This window comes from Brevundimonas sp. M20, assembly GCF_006547065.1.
GTDB lineage: Bacteria > Pseudomonadota > Alphaproteobacteria > Caulobacterales > Caulobacteraceae > Brevundimonas.
The window spans coordinates 2,559,392-2,580,151 of sequence record NZ_CP041243.1; the positions used below are offsets into that span (position 1 = coordinate 2,559,392).

25 protein-coding genes are annotated in these 20,760 nt (G+C 66.6%); 7 read left to right on the forward strand and 18 right to left on the reverse strand.

Annotated elements, in window-relative coordinates:
* The first annotated feature begins 100 nt into the window (after nucleotides 1-100).
* Together FKQ52_RS12660 and FKQ52_RS12665 are read left to right on the forward strand one after the other, a co-directional pair.
* Nucleotides 101-1,279 (forward strand): VWA domain-containing protein, encoded by a 1,179-nt coding sequence (locus tag FKQ52_RS12660; RefSeq protein WP_141627512.1) that lies wholly within the window; start codon nucleotides 101-103, stop codon nucleotides 1,277-1,279.
* A 37-nt stretch (nucleotides 1,280-1,316) separates the two neighbouring features.
* Nucleotides 1,317-1,826 (forward strand): hypothetical protein, encoded by a 510-nt coding sequence (locus tag FKQ52_RS12665; RefSeq protein WP_141627513.1) that lies wholly within the window; start codon nucleotides 1,317-1,319, stop codon nucleotides 1,824-1,826.
* A gap of 62 nt (nucleotides 1,827-1,888) precedes the next feature.
* Here the strand turns inward: FKQ52_RS12665 and FKQ52_RS12670 are convergent, their stop codons facing one another.
* The 5 genes from FKQ52_RS12670 to FKQ52_RS12690 all read right to left on the reverse strand — a co-directional run bounded on the left by FKQ52_RS12670 (nucleotide 1,889) and on the right by FKQ52_RS12690 (nucleotide 5,598).
* Nucleotides 1,889-2,074: a CsbD family protein gene (locus FKQ52_RS12670; RefSeq protein WP_141627514.1), complete on the reverse strand. Its 186-nt coding sequence runs from the start codon at nucleotides 2,072-2,074 to the stop codon at nucleotides 1,889-1,891.
* 81 nt (nucleotides 2,075-2,155) lie between these two features.
* Nucleotides 2,156-2,608 (reverse strand): NUDIX domain-containing protein, encoded by a 453-nt coding sequence (locus FKQ52_RS12675; RefSeq protein ID WP_141627515.1) that lies wholly within the window; start codon nucleotides 2,606-2,608, stop codon nucleotides 2,156-2,158.
* A 1-nt stretch (nucleotide 2,609) separates the two neighbouring features.
* Complete coding sequence (locus FKQ52_RS12680; RefSeq protein WP_141627516.1) at nucleotides 2,610-3,656, reverse strand: sensor histidine kinase; 1,047 nt, start codon at nucleotides 3,654-3,656, stop codon at nucleotides 2,610-2,612.
* A complete protein-coding gene (locus tag FKQ52_RS12685) occupies nucleotides 3,653-4,078 on the reverse strand; it encodes a response regulator (protein ID WP_141627517.1) in 426 nt (141 codons plus the stop codon). The genes FKQ52_RS12680 and FKQ52_RS12685 overlap by 4 nt, the downstream gene beginning before the upstream one ends.
* Nucleotides 4,078-5,598, reverse strand: coding sequence for a CHASE3 domain-containing protein (locus tag FKQ52_RS12690; protein ID WP_141627518.1), 1,521 nt, complete (start codon nucleotides 5,596-5,598; stop codon nucleotides 4,078-4,080). Before FKQ52_RS12690 ends, FKQ52_RS12685 begins: the two co-directional genes overlap by 1 nt.
* A gap of 119 nt (nucleotides 5,599-5,717) precedes the next feature.
* On the opposite strand from FKQ52_RS12690, the gene FKQ52_RS12695 reads away from it, so the two are divergent.
* Complete coding sequence (locus tag FKQ52_RS12695) at nucleotides 5,718-6,425, forward strand: hypothetical protein (RefSeq protein ID WP_141627519.1); 708 nt, start codon at nucleotides 5,718-5,720, stop codon at nucleotides 6,423-6,425.
* 69 nt (nucleotides 6,426-6,494) lie between these two features.
* On the opposite strand, the gene flhA is transcribed toward FKQ52_RS12695, so the two are convergent.
* The 10 genes from flhA to FKQ52_RS12745 all read right to left on the reverse strand — a co-directional run bounded on the left by flhA (nucleotide 6,495) and on the right by FKQ52_RS12745 (nucleotide 16,523).
* Nucleotides 6,495-8,585 (reverse strand): flagellar biosynthesis protein FlhA, encoded by a 2,091-nt coding sequence (flhA, locus tag FKQ52_RS12700; protein WP_141628361.1) that lies wholly within the window; start codon nucleotides 8,583-8,585, stop codon nucleotides 6,495-6,497.
* Between the two features lie 87 nt (nucleotides 8,586-8,672).
* Nucleotides 8,673-10,067, reverse strand: a complete 1,395-nt coding sequence (locus tag FKQ52_RS12705; RefSeq protein ID WP_141627520.1) for a sigma-54 dependent transcriptional regulator — start codon at nucleotides 10,065-10,067, stop codon at nucleotides 8,673-8,675.
* Between the two features lie 68 nt (nucleotides 10,068-10,135).
* Complete coding sequence (gene fliN, locus FKQ52_RS12710) at nucleotides 10,136-10,453, reverse strand: flagellar motor switch protein FliN (RefSeq protein WP_370451063.1); 318 nt, start codon at nucleotides 10,451-10,453, stop codon at nucleotides 10,136-10,138.
* A gap of 14 nt (nucleotides 10,454-10,467) precedes the next feature.
* The gene (locus tag FKQ52_RS12715; RefSeq protein WP_141627522.1) at nucleotides 10,468-11,121 is read right to left on the reverse strand and encodes a flagellar assembly protein FlbE; all 654 of its coding nucleotides are present in this window, start codon (nucleotides 11,119-11,121) and stop codon (nucleotides 10,468-10,470) included.
* A gap of 1 nt (nucleotide 11,122) precedes the next feature.
* Complete coding sequence (fliG, locus tag FKQ52_RS12720) at nucleotides 11,123-12,148, reverse strand: flagellar motor switch protein FliG (protein WP_205750971.1); 1,026 nt, start codon at nucleotides 12,146-12,148, stop codon at nucleotides 11,123-11,125.
* A gap of 14 nt (nucleotides 12,149-12,162) precedes the next feature.
* Complete coding sequence (gene fliF, locus FKQ52_RS12725; RefSeq protein ID WP_141627524.1) at nucleotides 12,163-13,794, reverse strand: flagellar basal-body MS-ring/collar protein FliF; 1,632 nt, start codon at nucleotides 13,792-13,794, stop codon at nucleotides 12,163-12,165.
* Nucleotides 13,795-13,901: 107 nt separating this feature from the next.
* Complete coding sequence (flhB, locus tag FKQ52_RS12730) at nucleotides 13,902-14,978, reverse strand: flagellar biosynthesis protein FlhB (RefSeq protein WP_141627525.1); 1,077 nt, start codon at nucleotides 14,976-14,978, stop codon at nucleotides 13,902-13,904.
* Nucleotides 14,971-15,741: a flagellar biosynthetic protein FliR gene (fliR, locus tag FKQ52_RS12735; protein ID WP_141627526.1), complete on the reverse strand. Its 771-nt coding sequence runs from the start codon at nucleotides 15,739-15,741 to the stop codon at nucleotides 14,971-14,973. The genes flhB and fliR overlap by 8 nt, the downstream gene beginning before the upstream one ends.
* Before the next feature lie 7 nt (nucleotides 15,742-15,748).
* The gene (fliQ, locus tag FKQ52_RS12740) at nucleotides 15,749-16,012 is read right to left on the reverse strand and encodes a flagellar biosynthesis protein FliQ (protein ID WP_141627527.1); all 264 of its coding nucleotides are present in this window, start codon (nucleotides 16,010-16,012) and stop codon (nucleotides 15,749-15,751) included.
* A 106-nt stretch (nucleotides 16,013-16,118) separates the two neighbouring features.
* Nucleotides 16,119-16,523 carry a MarR family winged helix-turn-helix transcriptional regulator gene (locus FKQ52_RS12745; protein WP_141628362.1) on the reverse strand — a complete coding sequence of 135 codons (405 nt, stop codon included), beginning with the start codon at nucleotides 16,521-16,523 and terminating at the stop codon, nucleotides 16,119-16,121.
* A gap of 210 nt (nucleotides 16,524-16,733) precedes the next feature.
* Here FKQ52_RS12745 and FKQ52_RS12750 point away from each other — a divergent pair, with 210 nt between their 5' ends.
* The 3 genes from FKQ52_RS12750 (at nucleotide 16,734) to FKQ52_RS12760 (ending at nucleotide 19,155) form a co-directional block, all read left to right on the forward strand.
* Nucleotides 16,734-17,300 carry a DUF308 domain-containing protein gene (locus FKQ52_RS12750; RefSeq protein WP_141627528.1) on the forward strand — a complete coding sequence of 189 codons (567 nt, stop codon included), beginning with the start codon at nucleotides 16,734-16,736 and terminating at the stop codon, nucleotides 17,298-17,300.
* 76 nt (nucleotides 17,301-17,376) lie between these two features.
* Nucleotides 17,377-17,952, forward strand: coding sequence for a GTP cyclohydrolase I FolE (gene folE / locus FKQ52_RS12755; RefSeq protein WP_141627529.1), 576 nt, complete (start codon nucleotides 17,377-17,379; stop codon nucleotides 17,950-17,952).
* A 54-nt stretch (nucleotides 17,953-18,006) separates the two neighbouring features.
* Nucleotides 18,007-19,155, forward strand: coding sequence for an acyltransferase (locus FKQ52_RS12760; protein WP_141627530.1), 1,149 nt, complete (start codon nucleotides 18,007-18,009; stop codon nucleotides 19,153-19,155).
* 15 nt (nucleotides 19,156-19,170) lie between these two features.
* Here FKQ52_RS12760 and FKQ52_RS12765 read toward each other — a convergent pair whose 3' ends face one another.
* The 3 genes from FKQ52_RS12765 to flgB are packed head-to-tail and all read right to left on the reverse strand — an operon-like array spanning nucleotide 19,171 to nucleotide 20,323.
* Nucleotides 19,171-19,470 (reverse strand): flagellar hook-basal body complex protein FliE, encoded by a 300-nt coding sequence (locus FKQ52_RS12765; protein WP_141627531.1) that lies wholly within the window; start codon nucleotides 19,468-19,470, stop codon nucleotides 19,171-19,173.
* A gap of 9 nt (nucleotides 19,471-19,479) precedes the next feature.
* On the reverse strand, nucleotides 19,480-19,899 hold the full coding sequence (flgC, locus tag FKQ52_RS12770; RefSeq protein ID WP_370450961.1) for a flagellar basal body rod protein FlgC: 420 nt from the start codon (nucleotides 19,897-19,899) through the stop codon (nucleotides 19,480-19,482).
* A gap of 16 nt (nucleotides 19,900-19,915) precedes the next feature.
* Nucleotides 19,916-20,323, reverse strand: coding sequence for a flagellar basal body rod protein FlgB (gene flgB / locus FKQ52_RS12775; RefSeq protein WP_141627532.1), 408 nt, complete (start codon nucleotides 20,321-20,323; stop codon nucleotides 19,916-19,918).
* A gap of 149 nt (nucleotides 20,324-20,472) precedes the next feature.
* Between flgB and FKQ52_RS12780 the strand changes: the two genes are divergently transcribed.
* On the forward strand, nucleotides 20,473-20,748 hold the full coding sequence (locus FKQ52_RS12780; RefSeq protein WP_141627533.1) for a flagellar biosynthetic protein FliO: 276 nt from the start codon (nucleotides 20,473-20,475) through the stop codon (nucleotides 20,746-20,748).
* Nucleotides 20,749-20,760: the final 12 nt, after the last annotated feature.

Sequence of the window (20,760 nt, forward strand, 5' to 3'; positions counted from 1 at the left end):
TGTGTCGCCAATCCCGTCACGCCGTGTCGAAAAGGGGGCGGCCTCATTAAGTCGTCGTCATGATTGGGCGCGCGCCCGGAGCCTGCTAAAGCATGAGCCCATGCTCCTGCCCTTCTTCACAGCCCTGCGCGACGCCAAGGTTCCGGTCTCGATGAAGGAATGGCTCCATCTGATGGAGGCCATGGACAAGGGCGTGGCGGGGGGACGCGTCGATGATTTCTACCATCTGTCGCGTGCGGTGCTGGTCAAGGACGAGAAACACTACGACCGCTTCGATCAGGTGTTCGGCAAGGTGTTCGCGGGCGTCGAAACGGTGGGGGCGGGCGAGGACCTGACCACCGACCTGCCGGAAGACTGGCTGCGGCTGCTGAACGAGAAATTCCTCACCGACGAGGAGAAGGCCCAGATCGAGGCCATGGGCGGTTTCGAGAAGCTGATGGAGACGCTGAAGGAGCGGCTCGAGGAACAGAAGGGCCGTCACGAGGGCGGCAACAAATGGGTCGGCACGGGCGGGACCAGCCCGTTCGGCCACGGCGGCTACAATCCCGAAGGCGTGCGTATCGGCGGTCCCGGCAAGCACGGACGGGCCGTGAAGGTGTGGGAGAAGCGCGAGTACAAAAACCTGGACGATCAGGTCGAACTGGGCACCCGCAACATCAAGGTCGCCCTGCGCCGCCTGCGCCGGTTCGCCCGGCAGGGGGCGGCGGACGAACTGGACATGGACGCCACTATCGACGGCACCGCGCGTCAGGGCTGGCTGGACATCCAGATGCGGCCCGAGCGGCGCAATACGATCAAGGTGCTGCTGTTCCTCGATATCGGCGGGTCGATGGATGCCCATGTGAAGATGTGCGAGGAGCTGTTCTCGGCGGCGAAGACCGAGTTCAAGCACCTGGAATTCTTCTACTTCCACAACTGCCTCTATGAGGGGGTGTGGAAGGACAACCGGCGTCGGCACACCGAGAAGATCGACACCTGGGACGTGCTGAACAAATACCCCGCCGACTGGCGCGCCATCTTCGTCGGCGACGCCACCATGAGCCCCTATGAGATCACCATGCCCGGCGGCTCGGTCGAGCACTGGAACGAGGAAGCGGGGGCCGTCTGGCTGAAGCGGGCCACTCAGCAGTGGGACAAGGTGGCGTGGCTGAACCCTTCACCGGAGCGGTACTGGAACTATTCCGCGTCAGTCGGCCTGATCCGCGAGGTCATCGACGAGCGGATGTATCCGCTGACGCTGGAAGGGCTGGAGAAAGCGATGCGGGCGCTGGCGAAATAGGCTAGCGTCGCCGCGACACATCCGGAGGCTTTTCCCCATGCTGACCGCCGCCGTGCTTTCCGCCCTGATGCTGCAACAGGCCGCCGCCGGCCAGGTGGTGTGGTCCACGCCCGTCGAGCCCGCGCCGGTGGCCGCGCCCGCCTCCGCGCCGACCCTGCCCGACTGGGCGCGGGCTGATCCTTTCGGCTATGAACGCTCCGAATGCAGCCCCCTGATCCGGTCCTCGTCAGAGACCATGGAAGCCTGTCAGGGACGCGTCCGCGCCGCGCTGGCCGCCCATATGGGCGATGATCTGCCCGCCGCGCTGCGCGCTGGGAGCCGGGCCGACCACTGTCGTCAGGAAGCCGCCGGGGACCGCTACGCCCTGCAGTGCGGTGCGCCTGCCCGCGCGAGTGCGCCGAGCGGGCCCGATCTGGCGGACCGCAACTGCACCACCCGTCCGGGCGTGACCGGCCGGGGCGCGGTGGCCTTCAGCGAGACCTGCGACCGCGGCGGTCAGGTGTCCCGTGAAGACGGCCTGAAGGTCACCTTCGGCGGCAGCGATTGAGCGGACAGACGAACGCCGCGCCCCTTTCGGGACGCGGCGTTGAGTCTGTCCGGGGCGACGGATCAGTTGCGCTTGTCGCCGCGAAGGGTGTCCTTGACGCCGCCGACGGCGTTCTGGACCTTGCCTTCAACCTGATCGGCCTTGCCTTCGGCCTTCAGCTTCTCGTCGCCGGTGACCTTGCCGGCGAATTCCTTGGCCTTGCCACCGAGATTCTTGGCGGCGCCTTCGATGCGATCGTGATCGGGCATTGGGAGCTCCCTGTTCTGACGCCGCCGGAAGAGCGACGCTTCGGCAAGGACAACCGTGGGGCGGCGGGGGAGTTCCCGATCTCAGGTCTTTCGCCGCAGCCAGGTCGCGACCGCCCAGGCGTGGGCGTCGTGACGGAGTTCGTTCAGGGCTGTGTGGGGATGCAGCCAGACCAGTTCATGATCCGCCTCGACCTTGGCCGCCGGGTCCAGAGACAGCTGCTGGGCGATCCAGAAGCCGCCGATGTTGTTCAGCGGCGCACCGGTGGATTTGCGGAAGAACTGGGCCGCCTCGGCGATGCGGGCGAAGGGGCGGACGGTCATGCCCGTCTCCTCGATGAACTCGCGGACCAGCGCCTGTTCCTCGCTCTCTTCCCCGTCCACGGCGCCGCCGGGCAGGTCGTAATAGCTGCCCTCCCCGCGATCCACGCGAACGCAGGCCAGCTTGCCGTCATGGAAGACGAGGCCGAAGGCGGTGGGGCGAAGCGTGTAGTCCAGCCCCGCCTCCGCCACGCCGAACTGCAGGGCGGCGATCATGTCAGAGATCAAAGGCCAGTCGGGCGCGGACCCCGCTGTGCGCCTGATCGAACTCGACCACCGAGCGCAGGCCGGACGCCATGGCGGAAATGATCTTGCCGCCCAGACCGGTGCCCTTGGGCGTGCCGTCGCCCATGCCCGGACCATCATCCTCGACCGTCAGCAGGGCGCGACCGTCGGCGCCGGCGCGCAGGATGACGCGGATCTCGCCGCCCTGACCGGGGGCGTAGGCGTACTTGACGGCATTGGTGACCAATTCGGTGACCACCACGCCCAGCGACACGGCCTGATCGGTCGACACCCGCATGGGTTCGACCTCCAGCGTCAGGGTCGGCGAGCCGGAGTCAGGGCCGACGGACTTGGCCAGCTCATCAATCAGACCGCGCAGATACTCGTCCATCTCCACCGAGGACATATCGCCGGAGGTGTAGAGGCGGCGGTGCACATGGGCGACGGCCTCGATCCGCGCCTGCGACTCGCGCAGGGCGGCGCGGGCGCCGTCGTCGGCCAGGTGCCGCATCTGCAACGACATGAAGCTGGACACCAGTTGCAGCGAGTTGCCGACGCGGTGGTTCACCTCGCGCAACATCGCCTCGGCGCGGTCGCGCGCGAGACGGACCTGCTCCTGCGCCTCGTCATGCTCACGCTGGAGGCGGCGGCGCTGGATGGCGTCCTCGATCGCGTTGCGCAGCAGGGCGGTGAAGTCCTCGGACACGTCCTTGATGACGTAGTCGGCGGCGCCGGCGCGCAGGGCGGCCACGGCGATGCGGCCTTCCTGGGCCCCGGTCACATAGACGACCGGCGGCGGGTCGTTCAGGGCGACGATGTCGGGCAGAACGTCCAGCCCGTCGCGACCCGGCATGTAGTGATCCAGCGCGATGGCGTCGAAAGCGTCCGGACGCGCGGCGAGCACATCCAGCCCCGCGTCCCCGTCGGAGGCGCAGGTCACGGCGTAGCCGTGACGCCCCAGCTCCTTCTCGACCAGCCGCGACAGGCCGCGGTCATCGTCGATGTAGAGCAGACGGATGACTTCGCCCTCGCCCTTCACTCGATCTCCGGGGCCTGCATCACGGACAGGAACAGCCCGAGCTGACGGATCGCGTCCGCGAAGCTCTCGTAATCAACCGGCTTGGTGATGTAGACGTTACAGCCCAGATCGTAGCAGCGCTGGATCTCAACCCTGTCGTCGGTTGTGGTCAGCACCACGACGGGGGCGCGGCGCAGGCGCTCGTCGCCCTTCACCTTCTCCAGAATGTCCGTGCCCGACATGTCCGGCAGGTTGAGGTCCAGCAGGATCAACAGCGGGCCGTTGGCCCTGACCGTATCACTGAACAGATAGTCGAGGGCCGAGCTGCCGTCCTCGAAATGCTCGATATCGTTCGCGATATTGGCGCGGCGGATGTTCTTTTCGATCAGTTTGGCGTGGCCGAGGTCATCCTCGACCATCACGATCTTGACGGACGTGCTCATCAGTAATCTCCGGCCTCAGCGAGGATGAGGCGTGTGGGGAATTTGAGGATGAATGTCGAGCCCTTTCCGAGCTCTGAATCCACCGTGATGTCTCCGCCGAGACGGCGAACGCTGTTCCGGACGAAGGCCAGCCCCAGTCCCTCCCCCTTGCGGTCCTGACGGCCCGAGCGGCGGAACAGTTCAAAAATACGCTCGTGGTCACGCGGCGCGATGCCGCGTCCGTTGTCCGCGATCCGGTAGGTGACCCAGCCGTTGGCCTCTTCCCCCGACACCACGATCCGGCCCGGTCGGTCGTGATCGAGATATTTCACGGCGTTGTCGATCAGGTTGCCGAAGATCTGTTCGACCGACAGACGGTCACTGTCGAGACGCGGCAGGGGCTCGACCACGATCTCGGCGCCGGCCGCGCCGGTCTGGTGGTGCACGCTGTCGGCGATGCCCCGAACCATCACCGACATATCCAGCACCTCCGGGACCAGAGACCGCCGCCCTTCGCGGGACAGCCGGAGAATGGCGTTGATCAGCCGGTCCATCTTCTCGGTCGAGGCGCGGATGAAGCCGATGGCCTCCGGCATGTCCTCGCGGACGGCGGCGATGACTTCCGGATCGACCTTGCGCCTGCTCTCGGCCTCGATGATCGCCTTGTCGACCACCTTGCCCGCCTGTTCGAGTTCGGAGGTGTAGCCCATGACATTGACCAATGGCGCGCGCAGGTCGTGGCTGACGATGTAGGCGAAGCGCTGGATTTCCTCGTTTGCCCGGGTCAGATCGGCCGTCCGCTCGCGCACCTGACTTTCAAGCCCGGCGTTCATGCGGGCGACCGCGTCACGGGCCTGCTGGATTTCCATGACATAGCGGCGGATCAGCCAGGCGCTGACGCCCGCCAGGGCGATGATCAGGGCGGCCCCAACGGCGTTGGCGGCCACGGTGACACCACCGGACCACTCTGACTGCCGGGTCCGGAAGTCCAGTCGGGTCTGGGTGATCTCGTCCACCGCCGCCGCCTCGTTGCGGAAGGCGTCCATCGCCGCCTTGCCCTCGTTGCTGCGGACGATGCTGAGCGCAGGCCCCAGACGGCCCGTGCGCGCCATGCCGACCGTCCGGTCCAGTTCGGCCAGCTTGGCCTCAGCCAGTTCCCGCAGGTGGGCGACCCGGGGCTCGATGTCCGGGTCGCCGGCGGCCAGTCGGGTCAGCTCCTCAAGCTGGTGCGGCAACTCCCGCGATGCTTCGCCGTGGACTTCCAGATACTCAGCGTTGCCGGTCAGCAGGAAGCCCCGCTGTCCGGTCTCGGCATCGATCAGATTGATCAGCACCGTCCGCGCGTGACGTCGCAATTGCTGGGCTCTCTCGACGTCGTCGTTGAAGCGGGCGGTCCGCTGGATCATCACGAAGGTCGCGATATTGCTCGCCAGCAGGAGCACGATGGCGAGCGTCAACAGCCCCGCGACCCGTCGTCCCAGAGTCGGGGTGCGGAGGAACTGCCGCAGGGCCTGCAGGGTATCGCGCCACGCCGTACTCATCGAATACGAGCATTAGCGATGGGTTTTTTCCTGTCCAGTCGCGTCTTTGGAGAAACCCTCGCCACTCGACGGATTTAAGGTAAAGATTGTCCCGTCTTGATCGGGGGAAAGGGGCGCAAATGGTCTGGTGGTGGTGGGTTGTTCCGGCGGTGGTGGCGCTGCTGGGGCTGATGCTTCTGATAAAGGGGCTGGGCGCCCTGTTCCGGGGCAAGGTGATCGGCGGACTGCTGGGCAGCGTCGGCGGCGCGGGTTTCATGGCCGCCGCGACCATCGCTGCCCTGCTTGCGCTGGACATCCAGACCTATTCGCGCCTGACCTATGAACGGCCGGTCGCCACCATCATGACCCGCCAGCTGGGACCGCAGTATTTCGAGGCCACGGTGATCCAGACCGCCAACGGCGAGAACATGCCCGCCGCGACCAACCTCTATCCCCTGCACGGGGACGAGTGGCGGATCGAGGCGCAGGTGCTGAAGTGGAAGCCGTGGGCGAATGTGCTGGGCCTGAACACCCAGTACCGGCTGGATCGCCTGTCGGGTCGCTATCAGCGCATTGATCAGGAGCTGAACGCGGAGCGCAGCGTGCACCCCCTGTCCATCACCGAGAACGACAACGGCCTGCCATGGAAGATCAGCACCTGGGATACGGCGCGGAAATACCGCAAGCACATCGACGCCGTGGACACCCTGTATGGCGGCGCCGCCTACATGCCGATGGCCGACGGCGCCCGTCACGAGGTCTGGATCACCCAGTCAGGCCTGATCGCCCGCCCCGTCAATGACGCGGCCCGCAACGCTTCGGCGGGCGGATGGACGACGGTGAACTGAGCAAAAGCCTGATCGGCTGAAGCGGAAGTCAGGCCGGGTTGGACAGGGTCCGACCCGGCCGCTTTCGTTCTAGACCGAACCGATGGTCCGCAGGCGCGCCTTGGGATGCACCTCGTTCTGGCTCATCACCACCGTCTGGCCGCGGAAGCGTTCAATGATCGAGCGCACGTAGGGCCGGACCTGCGGGCCGGTCAGCAACACCGCCGTCTCGCCCGACATCGCCGCGCGCTCGAATACGTCGCGGACGGCGCGGATGAAGTCCTGCAGCCGCGACGGCGCCATGGCCAGTTGCTTGTCCTCGCCGGGGCCGATCAGGCTCTCGGCGAAGGCCTGTTCCCACTCGGGCGACAGCGTGACGATGGGGAGGGCGCCGTCATCGCCCTTGTGCTGCCAACACAGCTGCCGGGCCAGACGGGCGCGGACGTGCTCGACCAGGGTGGTGACCGAGGTGCTGTGCGGCGCGGCCTCCGCCAGACCTTCCAGAATGGCGCCCAGATCGCGGATGGAGACCTTCTCGCGCAGCAGGGACTGCAGGACGCGTTGCAGGGTCGTGACGGTGACGACCGTGGGGATCAGCTCCTCGACCAGCTTCTTCTCTTCGGTCCCCAGTTCCTTCAGCAGCTTCTGCACCTCGGCGTAGGAGAGCAGGTCCGCCATGTTCTCCTTGAGGATTTCGGTCAGGTGGGTGGTCAGCACCGTCGACGGGTCGACGATGGTGTAGCCGCGGAAGGTCGCTTCCTCGCGCAGGCTTTCATCGATCCAGGTGGCGGGCAGGCCGAAGGCGGGTTCGCGTGTGTGTTCGCCCGGCAGCTCGACCTGACGACCGGCGGGGTCCATCGCCATCAGCGAGCCCAGACGCACCTCGCCACTGCCGGCCTCCATCTCCTTGATGCGAATGGCATAGCCCTGCGTGCCCAGACGCATGTTGTCGAGGATGCGCACCGACGGCATGACGAAGCCGTACTCCTGGGCCAGCGAACGACGCAGGGCCCGGACCTGATCGGTCAGGCGGCGGCCCTCCAGATCGTTGATCAGCGACAGCAGGGAATACCCCAGCTCGATCTTGACCTCGTCGATGGTCAGGGCCGTGCCGATGGGTTCTTCCACATCCTCGGCCGGACCGGAGGCGGTCTGGGCCAGTTCGGCCTCGGTCGGTTGGGGCTTGAGACGGTCGCGACCCAGTCGCCAGGCCAGGAAGCCAGCGCCGGCGGCCAGCGCCATGAAGGGGATGATCGGCATGCCCGGGATCAGGCCAATCAGGGCCGACGAACCGGCGACCACGCCCAGCGAAACCGGGTTGGTGGCCAGCTGGCTGACGAAAGCCTTGTCCGCCGTGCCCTCGACGCCCGCCTTCGACACCAGGAAGCCGGCGGCGATCGAGATGATGATGGCCGGAACCTGGGTCACCAGACCGTCGCCGATGGTCAGCTGGACATAGGTATTGGCCGCGTCGCCGACCGGCATGCCGTGCGAGACCACGCCGATCAGGATACCGCCGATGGCGTTGATGAAGGTGATGATCAGGCCCGCGACGGCGTCGCCGCGCACGAATTTGGACGCACCGTCCATGGCCCCGAAGAAGGTCGATTCCTGCTCCAGCTCCTTGCGGCGCAGCTTGGCCTGGTCCTCGGTGATCAAGCCCGACGACAGGTCGGCGTCGATGGCCATCTGCTTGCCCGGCATGGAGTCCAGGGTGAAGCGGGCGGACACTTCTGCGATCCGGGTCGAACCCTTGGTGATGACGACGAAGTTCACCACCAGAATGATCGCGAAGATGATCACCCCGATGATGAAGTTGCCGCCCATCATCAGCTCGCCGAAGGCGGCGATGACCTGACCGGCGGAGGCGTGACCCTCCTGACCATGGGTCAGGATCAGACGGGTCGAGGCCAGGTTCAGGCCCAGACGGAACAGGGTCGAGACCAGCAGCACCGTCGGGAAGATGGCGAAGTCGAGCGGCCGCTTCATCATCACGGCCGTCATCAGGATCAGCACCGACGACACCAGCGAGAAGGCCAGCAGCAGATCCAGCAGGAATTTCGGGATCGGCAGGATCAGCAGCAGGATGACGCCGATCACGCCGACGGCCATCAGCACTTCGCCGCGCATCAGCCAGCCGCGCATGTCGCCGGCGGTCGGACGGGCGAAGCCGTCCTTCATCAGGATGGGGGCGTCAGTCATGGCTGAACCCTCCCGCTTCCGGGAGGGTGGTCAGGACGCTTCTGCGGTCCGTCGCCAGTGTCATGATCAGGCCGCGTAACCCGAGGCCGCGACGCCCGACTGGGGCGCGGGGATCGACGTGCCCTCGTCGGCGTATTCGTTCAGCTTGTTGCGCAGGGTCCGGATCGAGATACCCAGGATGTTCGCCGCATGGGTGCGGTTGCCCAGGCAGTGCGACAGGGTGTCGAGGATCAGGGTCTTCTCCATCTGCGCGACGGTCTGGCCGACGTGCGAGCGGGTGACGACGTCGGCGGCATGGGCCGCGCGGGCGGCCGGACCGGCGTCAGCGGGGGATGCGCCGTAGGCTCCGGACGTCAGGGGCTGGCCGTCGGGCAGGCGGATGGCCTCCACGTCGATCTCCGGGCCCACCGCGAGCAGCACCGCACGGTGCATCGCGTTTTCCAGCTCGCGGACGTTGCCGTTCCAGCGGTGGCTGATCAGGGCGCGCTTGGCGTCGGCGGAGATCGGACGCACCGGCACGCCGTTGGCGGCGGCGTATTTCTTGACGAAGTGGTCGGCCAGAACGGCGATGTCGCCCGGACGCTCACGCAGGGCGGGCAGGCGCAGGTTCACGACGTTCAGGCGGTACAGCAGGTCTTCGCGGAAGCTGCCCTCGGCGACCGACTTGGCCAGATCGCGGTTCGAGGTGGCGATGATGCGGATGTTGACCGGCACCGGCTTGGCGCCGCCGACACGGTCGATGACCCGCTCCTGAATGGCGCGCAGCAGCTTGGCCTGCAGGCGGACATCCATCTCGGAGATTTCGTCCAGCAGCAGGGTGCCGCCGTCGGCTTCCTCGAACTTGCCGATGCGGCGGGCCATGGCGCCGGTGAACGCCCCCTTCTCGTGCCCGAACAGTTCGGACTCGAGCAGATTGTCCGGGATGGCGGCGCAGTTGACGCTGATGAAGGGACGTTCGGCGCGCCTGGACCCGCTGTGCAGGTAGCGGGCCATGACTTCCTTACCGACACCGCTCTCACCGGTGATCAGGATCGAGGCTTCCGAGCGGGCGACCTGATCGGCCAACTGGATGACGTGCTTCATCGACGGGTCGGCCGAAATCATCGGACGTTCGTCGTCGGCGACCGCCGACAGCACCGCCGCGATCAGGTCCGCTTCCGGCGGCAGGGGGATGAACTCCTTGGCGCCCGCGCGAATGGCGTTGGCGGCGTCCACCGCATCGGCATCGACGCCGCAGGCGACGACCGGGACGTGGATGCGCTCGTTCTCGTTGGCCGAGATCAGGGCGGCGATGTCCACGCGATAGTCGACCATCAGCAGGTCCGCGCCCTGCCCTCGCCGGAGCTGCTCCGTCGCCTGATCGCCGCGCTCGACGTGCTGGACCTTGGCGCCGTGCGCCATGGCCATTTTCACCGCCGTCGCCAGCTGTCCGCTGAGCCTGCCAACCACCAGAAGCCGCATGGGTCTTCTCCTCTAATCTCTACGCCGCGTCGCCGTCACTTTCCGCGCAATCCGCTGCGCGGCATTGCTTAAGCGCCACTGTCTTCCGTCTTGATGATTTCCGTCATGGTCACGCCCAGACGGTCTTCCACGACCACCACCTCGCCGCGGGCGACCAGACGGTTGTTGACGAAGATGTCGATGGCCTCGCCGACCTTGCGGTCCAGCTCCAGCACGCTGCCGCGGTTCAGCTTGAGCAGCTGGGCGACGGACATGTGGGCCTTGCCCAGAACGGCGGAGATGTTCACCGGCACGTCGAAGACCGGCGCCAGATCATGCGCCGACTTCTCGGTGACGTCCTCGTGAGCGGGGAAGCTGTTGTCCGAGGAAAACTCTTCCAGAGCCATGGTGTCGGTGGGCATCAGAACCTCCCGTCGTTCAGGGTTTCAGCGTGCCCGGCCTCGGCGGCCAAAGCGGAATTCAGGGCCTCGACCATGCGGCCGAAGGCGGCTTCAGGCTCGAAGTCGGCGCGACCGTCGGCCCACTCCAGGCGGAAGGCGGCGACAGGCAGACCCGGCTCGTCGCGGAAGGCCAGCACGCCCGAGAAGCCGGCGTCGGCGGCCATCTGTTGCAGGCGTTCGCGGGTCTCGTCGTTCAGGTCGCCGGTGCGGATGACCAGACGGGGCGAGGCGTCGATCTCCTGCCCCAACGTCTCCAGCGCGGCCTGCAGCGGAGCCTGCGGGAAACGATCCAGAGCCGAGGCGGCGACGACACGGGCGGCGCTCATGGCCAGCTCGGCGGCCTGTTCGCGGTGGGCCCGGGCGATCTGGGTCAGGGCCGGCGCGGCGGAGGCCAGCGCCTGACCGATCGAGGACAGGGCCATGGCCTGGATGCTGGCGACCTCGGCCAGGGCGCTTTCGCGCGCCTCCAGCGCCGCCTGGGCGACCATGGCCTCGACCTCCGCTTGCGTCCACGCATGCTTGACCGGACGCCAGGCGGAGGCGCGCACGACCTCGCCGCCCGCGTCGAACTCGGTGTCGAAGGAGAAGAGTTTTCTTTCGGCCTGAACGGTCATGTCAGTAGATCAACTCGTCATCGCCGCCCTGGCCGACCAGCATGATCTCGCCCTTGGCGGCGAGGTCCTTGGCGACCTGAACCATGGCCATCTGCGCCTGATCGACGTCTTTCAGACGGACCGGTCCCATCGATTCCATGTCCTCGCGCATGATCTTGGCCGCGCGCTCGGACATGTTGGAGAAGAACATCTCGCGCAGGGTCTCGGAGGCGCCCTTCATGGCCAGCGCCAGCGAGTCCTTCTCGACCGCGCGCAGCAGGGTCTGGACGCCGCCCGGATCAAGCTTGGACAGGTCCTCGAACACGAACATCAGGGCGCGGATACGCTCGGCCGCCTCGCGGTTGCGCTCTTCCAGCGCACCGATGAAGCGGGCCTCGGTCTGGCGGTCGAAGCTGTTGAAGATGTCGGCCATCAGCTCGTGGCTGTCGCGCTTGGACGTGCGGGCCAGGTTCGACATGAACTCGGTGCGCAGGGTCTGCTCGATCTTGTCGAGGATGTCGCGCTGCACCGGCTCCATGCGCAGCATCCGCTGCACGCACTCCAGGGCGAAGTCCTCGGGCAGGCTGGTGAGGACGCGCGAGGCGTGGTCCGGTTTGATCTTGGACAGGACCACCGCGACGGTCTGGGGGTATTCGTTCTTCAGATAGTTGGCGAGAACGGCCTCGTTCACATTGCCGAGCTTGTCCCACATGGTCCGCCCGGCCGGGCCGCGAATTTCCTCCATCAGGGCGTCGACGCGATCGCCCGGCATGAAGGAGGCCAGCAGTTTCTGGGTCTGCTCATAGCTGCCCATGACCGCGCCGGAGCCGGTCATGCCCGAGACAAACTCGACCAGCAGCTCCTCGACGACCTGGGCGCTGACCGTGCCGAGCCCGGCCATGGCCTGGGAGATTTCCTTGATCTCCTCCTCATCCAGACCTTCCCACAGCCGGGTGTGCTCCTCACCGAGCGACAGCAGGATGACGGCCGCCTTCTCGGGGCCGGTCAGTTTCCGGATGTCATCAACAGCCGGCTTCTTGGTGACCATGCGGGCGCCGGACATCAGCCTTCATGCACCCAGCTACGGATGATCGAGGTCGATTCTTCCGGATGCTTCTCGACGAACTCGGCGACCTTCTTGACGGAGGAGGCCTTCACCTGTCCCTCGATGCGCGCGATGTCGAGGCGCTGCTCCATGTCGGACGGGCCGCCCAGTTGCGGCACGGCGCCGCCCGTGGCGCCGACGATCGAGGTCTGCAGCGCCGTCACCGGCATGCCGCCCGCCGCGGCGGCCTGCAACTGCGGCGCGCCACCGCCCGTCGCGGCCTTCAGCAGCGGACGCAGGACGAAGAAGATCAGCAGCACGCCGGTGACGAGCAGCACCAGCAGCTCGATCCCGCGCATCATGTCGTCCTTGGTGAAGTTGAACAGCGAGTTGCCCGACTCTTCACCGCCCGCCACCGCATCGCGGTTGAAGCGAACGTTCAGAACCTCGATCTTGTCACCCCGCGTCTCGTCGATGCCGACAGCGGCCGCGACCAGCGACTTGACCTGCGCGATCTCTTCCGCCGTGCGGGCGGTATAGGTCGGTTCACCGCCGTCAGCGCCGGGCGTCCACTTGCCGTCCAGCAGAACCGACACGGCCAGCTTCTTGATCTCGCCGGCTTCCTTCACCGTGGTCGTGGTGGTGTTGGAGATTTCGTAGTTGGTGGTCTCGGTGTTCTGGGTGTCGCGCGAACCCTGCGGGGTGTTGGCCGGAGCCTGACCGCCGGGGATGTTGTTGGTGGCGGTCGCGCCGCCGTCGGGCGCCCCGGTCGTGTCGGTGCTTTCCGTGCCGTTGGTCGAGGTCGAGCGAACCACCTGACCGTCCGGATCGAAGCGCTGCTCCTGGGTGGTCGAGCGGGCGTGGTCGATCTCGGCGGTGACCTGCACGCGCGCGCCGCCGACGCCGACGACGCCTTCGACGATGTCCTTGATCCGGGCCTGCAGCTGCGCCTCGGTCTGGCCACGCGCTTCTTCGGCTGAGGCCGCGCTGAAGCCGTCAGCGCTGGAACCCGCCGCTAGGGTGCGGTTCGAGGTGTCGGTCAGGGTGACCTTCTCCGGCTTCATGTTCGGCACGGACGAGGCGACGACGTTGCGGATGGCCTGGACCTGGGCGCCGCTGAGCTGACCACCGGTCACGCCGACGACCACCGAAGCCGTCGGCTCCGCCGCCTGAGACTGGAACAGCTGACGCTCCGGCAGGGCGATCATCACCCGCGCCGACTGGATGCCGCGCAGGCCGAGGATGGTCCGCGACAGCTCGCCCTCAAGCGCGCGCTTGGCGTTCAGGTTCTGCTGGAACTCGGTCTGCCCCAGCACGGACTGGTTGTCGAAGATTTCGTAACCGACGCTGCCCGAGGTCACGAGCCCCTTGCCCGCGACCAGCATGCGGGCCTCGCCGACCTGATCGCGGTTGACGAAGATGGTCGAGCCGTCGCCCTTGGCGCTGTACTTGATCCCGGCGCTGTCCAGCGCGGTCGTGACTTCAGAGGCTTCACGCAGGTCGAGGTTGGAATACAGCAGGGCGTCCGGCGCCTGGCCGATGCGCAGCATGACGGCGATCAGCACCGCCGCGACGCCGGCGGCGATGCCGAGCACCACGGCCAGCCGGCCGATCCCGAATTTCTGCAACGCCGCCGTGAAGCCGCCCACGCGCCCTAGCCCCGATACTCACGGGACCTTCAATCGACCCGCTGGGCAGAAAATGCCGGGCACGTGGTAAACGACCCGTTAAGAGAGCCGTTAACACCCGTGAACAGTCACCGTTTGCGACGCTGGCCCATGACGAAGCCGATGATCTTCGCGGCCGCTTCGAAGTGTTCGCGCGGGATGGTCTCATCGACATCGACCGCGGCGTAAAGGGCGCGGGCCAGCGGAACGTTCTCGACGATCGGCACATCATGTTCGCGCGCCACTTCCCGGATGCGCATGGCGAGGGCGTCAACGCCCTTGGCCACGCAAACCGGCGCGGCGTCGCCCTGATCGGGTTCGTAGCGCAGGGCGACCGAGTAGTGGGTCGGGTTGGTGACAATCACCGTGGCCTTGGGCACATTGGCCATCATCCGCTGACGGCTGCGCTGCATGCGGATCTGCTTCAGCTTCGCCTTGACGTGCGGATCGCCTTCCGCCTGCTTGTAGTCTTCCTTCAGCTCTTCCTTCGACATCCGCATGCGCTTGGCGAAGCGGAAGCGCTGCCACACGTAGTCAGCGCCTGCGGTGAAGCCCAGGAAGATGATCGCCGCCGCCATCAGGACGATGGCCATGTCCCGCGCCAGCGGCAGGATGGCGGCGGGCGGCATGCCCGCCAGGTTCTCGAACTCCCGCACATGCGGCTTCATCACCATCCAGCAGATGAAGCTGACGACGAGCAGTTTCAGGAAGGTCTTGCCGAACTGGAACAGGCCGTCCGGCCCGAAGATGCGCTTGAAACCCTCCAGCGGATTGATGCGGTTCCACTGGGGCTTGAGCTTGTCGGCGGTGAACAGAAGGCCGGACTGGGCGACGTTGCCGCCGACGCCGCCGATGATGGTCGCCAGCATCACCGCGCCGAGGAAGGGCGTCACCGCCCACAGGGCGTGCATGCCTATCTCGATGCCCGCGCCCGCCTCCAGCCCGCCGAGCATGGCGTGGGGCGAGGCGATGAACGGCAGCAACTGTTCCGCCATCGAGGTGGCGAAATAGCCGCCGGCGCCCAGCAACACCGCCGCCGCCCCCAGCAGGGACGCCGCCGCGCCGACGTCCATGGACTTGGCGACATCCCCCTTCTTCCGCGCATCGGCTAGTTTTCGTGGGGTTGCCTCTTCTGTTTTCGACTCGGGATCGGCGCCTTCAGCCACCGGCGCCTCCCGCGAAGATCTGGGCGAACGCGCGGTAGCGGTCGATGAAGACCGTGCCGAGCACGCCGAGACTTAGAGCAAAAATGGACAGCCCCAGGATCACGCTGAGCGGGGCGGCCGCGAAGAAGATCTGGAACGCCGGCATCACACGGCCGACCAGTCCCGAGGCCAGGTTGAAGATCAGGGCGAAGACCAGCAGCGGCGCCGAAAGCTGAACCCCTAGGGCGAAACTGTCGCCCAGGGTGCGGATCGCCAGCGTCGCAAAGTCGCCGGTCATCAGGGGACGCGCGGGCGCGATCAGGTCATAGGATCCCACCAGCCCGGCGATGAACAGGTGGTGGGTGTCGGTGGCGAAGATCAGGGTCGTGCCCAGCAGCATCAGGAAGGCCGAGATGGTCGTGCCCGGCGCGGCCTGCAGGGGGTTGGCGGTCTGGGCGAAGCTGAGCGTGGTCTGCAGCGAGACGATCTCGCCCGCGGTCGACAGGGCGGTGAGGAAGCTGCGTAGAAGGGCGCCGATCATCAGGCCGACGACGACCTCCCGGATGACCCAGCCCGCCATGCCGCCCAGCGTCGCCGGAAGGGCCGGAAGCGCGCCCGCCACGACAGGCCAGAGCGCGAGCGTCACCACCAATGCAAAAGACAGGCGGATGCGCGGCGGCACATAGCTTTCGCCGACGCCGGGCAGCATCAGCAGCACCGCGCCGATGCGGGCGAAGATCAGCGCGCCCTGCCAGACCTGTTCAGATGTGGCGTAAGGCTCCACGCGCCGATCACATGCCCGCGATGCGCGCGGCGATGGTCCGCATGAAACCGCCCAGCAGGGCGCCCATCAGCGGCAGGAACAGCAGAAGCGAAACGAAGATGGCGATGATCTTGGGGGCATAGATCAGGGTCTGTTCCTGGATCTGGGTCAGGGCCTGCACCAGACCGATGACCACGCCGACGACCAGACCGACCAGCAGGATCGGGGCGCACAGCTGGATCGTCAGCCACAGGGCGTCGCGACCCACATCCAGAACTTCCGCGCCGTTCATGCCACGCTCCAGCGGCCGCAGAACGCGCGGCCGAACCGGGCAAGAAATGCCGGGCGTGTGGTTAACGAGACCCTAACCGGACGCGGGCCGCCCCAAACTTTCCCGTTCAGGCCGCCTTGTTGTCAGGATGGTCGGCGACGAATTGCGCGACGGAATCCCGGAACGCCTGAACCTCCGCATTCAGCCGCACCAGCCGCTCGACGCTCATGCCCGCCGCGCTGAACAGGGTCTGGCCCAGACAGGCGCTGCGGGCCTGCATGCCCCGCCCGGCGTCGGTGAGATGCACCAGCACCTGACGCTCATCATGCGGATTGCGCAGGCGGGACACCAGCCCCGCCGCCTCCATCCGCTTCACCAGCGGGGTGACGTTGCTGGAATCCAGCCCCAGCCGTTCGGCCACAGCGCCGATGGTCTGGCCGTCACCTTCCCACAGGGCGCTCAGCACCAGGTATTGGGGGTAGGTGATCTCCAGCGCGTCGAGCACCGGCTTGTAGGCACGATTAATCGCCATGCTGGCCCCGTAGAGCGAGAAGCACAGCTGTTCATCCAGCGTGACGGTTCGACCGGAAGCGGACACGGGCTTTTCCTCAAACGACGACAGTGTCGTTAAATTACATATCGCGACACATATTCCTATGGACAAGCCGACGGCGCGGGCCTAACCAGATATATGTCACGGCATATAATGTCGCAGCATAATTTAATCACTCACGGAGCCCTTATGGCCGCGACCACCCCCGCCCCGCATGAAAGCGCGACCGCGCTGAGGAACTACTATCTGCTTCGAACCGGCGTCTCGATCATCTGGGTGCTGGCCGCCTTCACCATCGGCAACGGAAGTCCGGTGATCAGCGGGACACTGCTGGTGCTCTATCCGGCGTGGGACGCGCTCGCGAACGCCCGGGACGCACAGGCCAACGGCGGCTTCCGGGCGAATGCGCCACAGGCCCTGAACGTCTGGGTCAGCAGCATCGTCACCGTCGCGGTGGCGGCGGCCCTGTTGATCAACGTGCATCTGGTGCTCGGCGTCTTCGGCGCCTGGGCCATTCTGTCGGGCCTGCTCCAGCTGGTCGCGGGCCTCCGGCGCTGGCGGGAGTATGGCGCGCAGTGGGCCATGGCGCTGAGCGGCGCCCAGTCGATGCTGGCGGGCGGCTTCTTCATCTACGGCGCGACCGGCCCAATGACCCCCACGGCGGCCACCGTCGCGCCCTATGCAGCCTTCGGCGCCTTCTACTTCCTGCTGTCGGCCATCGCCCTGACCCTGAAGGGCCGCCGCAAGCGCGGTTGATTGGACAGGGTTATGAAGGGGGAGAGCGGTTCGATCAGCCCTCCCCTTTCAGGCCGAGCCCCTCTATGAAGCGGCAATGACCAAGCCGAGCATCACCCAGGCCGACGCCGAAGCCGCTGTCCGCACCCTGATCGAATGGGCCGGAGACAATCCCGACCGCGAAGGGTTGCTGGAGACGCCGGCGCGGGTGGCGCGCAGCTATCGTGAGCTCTACGAGGGCTATGAGGTCGATCCGCGCCAGTATCTGGAAAAGACCTTCGAGGAGGTCGGCGGCTACAACCAGATGGTCGTGCTGAAGGACATCCGCTTCGTCAGCGCCTGTGAGCATCACATGCTGCCGGTCGTCGGCGTGGCCCACGTCGGCTACCTGCCCACCGACCGCGTGGTTGGCATCTCCAAGCTGGCCCGGGTGGTGCGCGGCTTCGCCCGTCGCCTGCAGATTCAGGAGAAGATGACCTCCGAGATCGCGCTGGCCATCGAGGAAGTGCTGCGTCCGCAGGGCGTGGGCGTGGTCATCGAGGCCGAGCACAGCTGCATGACCCTGCGCGGCGTCAACGCGCCGGGCGCCAGCCTGACCACCAGCCACCTGAGCGGCGTGATGCGCGACGACCCGCGCACCCGCGAAGAATTCCTCCGCCTGACGCGGAAGTAGAGTCGGCGGAACGGCGCGGTCCTTGCGGGTTTTGACCCGAAGGAGGCCTGTTCGATGCCCTGGACAGCGATTTCGACCCGAAATGAGACAGCGCCCATCGTTCGCGGCGGGTGGCTGGATGCGCTGCGTTTCATTGTGGCCAGCCTCATCATCCTGCATCACTTCCAGATGTCGGCGCCGATTCCGCTGGCCGAAGGCGTACACCCGGTGTTCGAGCGGGGCGGCTTCCTGCTGACCAACTTCTTCCTGATCGACAGCGGCTATGTGCTGATGCGGGTCTATGGCGCGGCGGTATCGCGCGGGTCGATGTCGGCGGGCGACTTCTTCCTGAAGCGCTACCTGCGCGTCGTGCCCGCTCACCTGATCATGGCGCTGGGTCTGGTTTCGCTGGTCGTGTTCGGCGGAATGATGGGCTTCGCGCCCCGTGCGCCGGAGTGGTTCCGATGGGACCAGCTGCCCGCGCAGGTCACCCTGACTCAGGCGTTCGGCGTGTACGGCGGTCTGGGCTGGAACGCTCCGAGCTGGTCGATCTCGGCCCTGATCGGCTGCTATCTGGCCTTCCCCTGGATCCTGCGCGGCCTGGTCAGACTGGGGCCGTGGAGCGTTCTGGCGCTGGGGATCGGCCTGTATCTGATGGCGAACCAGCTCACCTGGGCCCTGCTGGGCTATCCGGTCTACCAGATGCCGATGGGCTTCGGCTTCTTCCGGGCCCTGCCGCTGTTCTTGCTGGGCATGTCGCTGGCCTGGTTCGCCCAGAAGGTCTGGATCGCGCCGAAACTGGCGGGCTGGGCGGGGATCGGCGCGGCCCTGCTGCTGGCCTTCGTCCAGTATTTCGACAAGCACGCCCTGATCTCGCTGGCCTGTATCTCGACGATCATTCTGGCCGCCGGCGCCACGCCGACGCCGCGCCCGTCGAAGCTGGTCGAAAAGGCCGCGCAGGTCTCGTTCTCGATGTTCATCACCAATGAGGTCGTGCGCATCGCCTGGTTCGGCGTCGCCAACGTTCTGACCGCGAAATACGCCCTGTCGGCGCCGGTTCAGTGGGGAATGTGGTTCGCGGGCGTGGCGGCGGCTTTCGTCTTCGCCTTCCTGTTCCACACCGTCATCGACACCCCGATCCAGAACCGCATACGCGGCTGGCTGAAGTCGCGGCGCAAGCGCAAGGGCCCGGCCCTGCAGCCGGTCGTGTCAATCGAAGGCTGACCTCGGGCAAAGTCGTCAGATCGGCATCCGCATGATTTCCTGATAGGCCGAGATGACCTGATCGCGGACGGCCATGACCGTTTCCAGCGACGCCTCGGCCGAGCTGACGGCGGTGACCACGTCGATCAGGCTGCCCTGCCCCTGAACCGAAGCGGCCATCTGGCTTTCGGCGCCGCGCGTGGCCTGGGTCATGTCGCCCATGACATTGGTCAGCATCTCGGCGAAGCCGGACTGCTGCGGACCCGCCGTCGGCGCGACCGGCATGGCGCCGCCCTGGATCGCGGAATAGGCCTTGGCCGCCATCATGGGATTCATGGCTCAGTCCTATCTCTTGATCAGGTCGAGGGTGCGGGTCTCCATCGACCGCGCCGTCTCGATGACGTTCAGGTTCGCCTCATAGGCGCGCTGCGCCTCGCGCATGTCCATGGCCTCGACCAGGGTGTCGACGTTGGGCCGCAGCACATAGCCCTCGGCGTTGGCCGCCGGGTGCGAGGGATCGTACTCGGAGCGGAAGTCGCCCTGATCGGGACGAACCTCGGCCAGGGTCACGCCGGTCGCGCCGTCGATCTCGCGCGCCTGGAAGACGGGGATCTGGCGGCGATAGGGCTCGCCGCCCGCGGTCAGGGCCGTCGATTGGGCGTTGGCGATGTTCTCGGCGATGACCCGCATGCGCGACTGCTGCGCCTTCAGGGCGCTGGCCGCGACGGCCATGGCGTTGTTCCGGGGCGGGACGGGATCCGGCATCGACTATCTCCCTCGATCAGCCGCGACCGGGCGGACGGGCCGCCGCGCGCAGCATCTGCATGGATTTCTGGTAGAACCCGATGGCCGCGTCATAGGCCATGCGGCTCTCGGCCATCTTGAGCATCTGCTCCTCGACCACGACCGCATTGCCGTCGAGCGTTGTTTCAGAGTCCGGCGAACTGACCGTATCGAACCGGGTCGACTGACCGGCGGGCGCGATGTGCATGGCGCTGGTGCGGGTCATCTGGACGCCCCCGCCGTTGCGCATGGCCGCGGCGAAGTCCGTCGGCTGGTTCAGATCACGGCCGACGTAGCCGGGTGTGTCGGAGTTGGCGACGTTCTCGGCGATGACGCGCTGGCGCTGGTCCAGCCAGTTCAGGCGGCCCTTGATCTGGCCCAGCAGCGGAAGATCGGTGAAGCCCACGGGCGGCGCATCTCCGGGCGAGGATCGCCCACGGTTCGATGGGCAGAAAATGCCGCCTGCATGGTTAATGAGAGGTTATCTCAACGCGACGTTAACCATGATCGCCGAAATCTGCCCTGCCGGAATCAGTCTCCGGCGGGGCCCGTCGCATGAATTTTCTCGATCTGCTCAGGGCCGTTTTCGCCCTCGCCTTCGTCCTCGGCATTATCGGCCTGGCGGCCTGGGCGGCGCGTCGCTACGCGCCCCAGCTGCTGGCGCGCCTCAGCGCCGAGCGGGGAGAGCGCCGGATGCAGGTGGTCGAGACGCTGGTGCTCGATCCCGCCCGCCGGCTGGTGCTGGTCAAGATCGACAGCGAGGAACGCCTGATCCTGCTGGGCGAGGGCCGCGAACTGATCGAGCCGCGCGGACAGGAGCTGGGCAAGTGAGGGGCCTGAAGG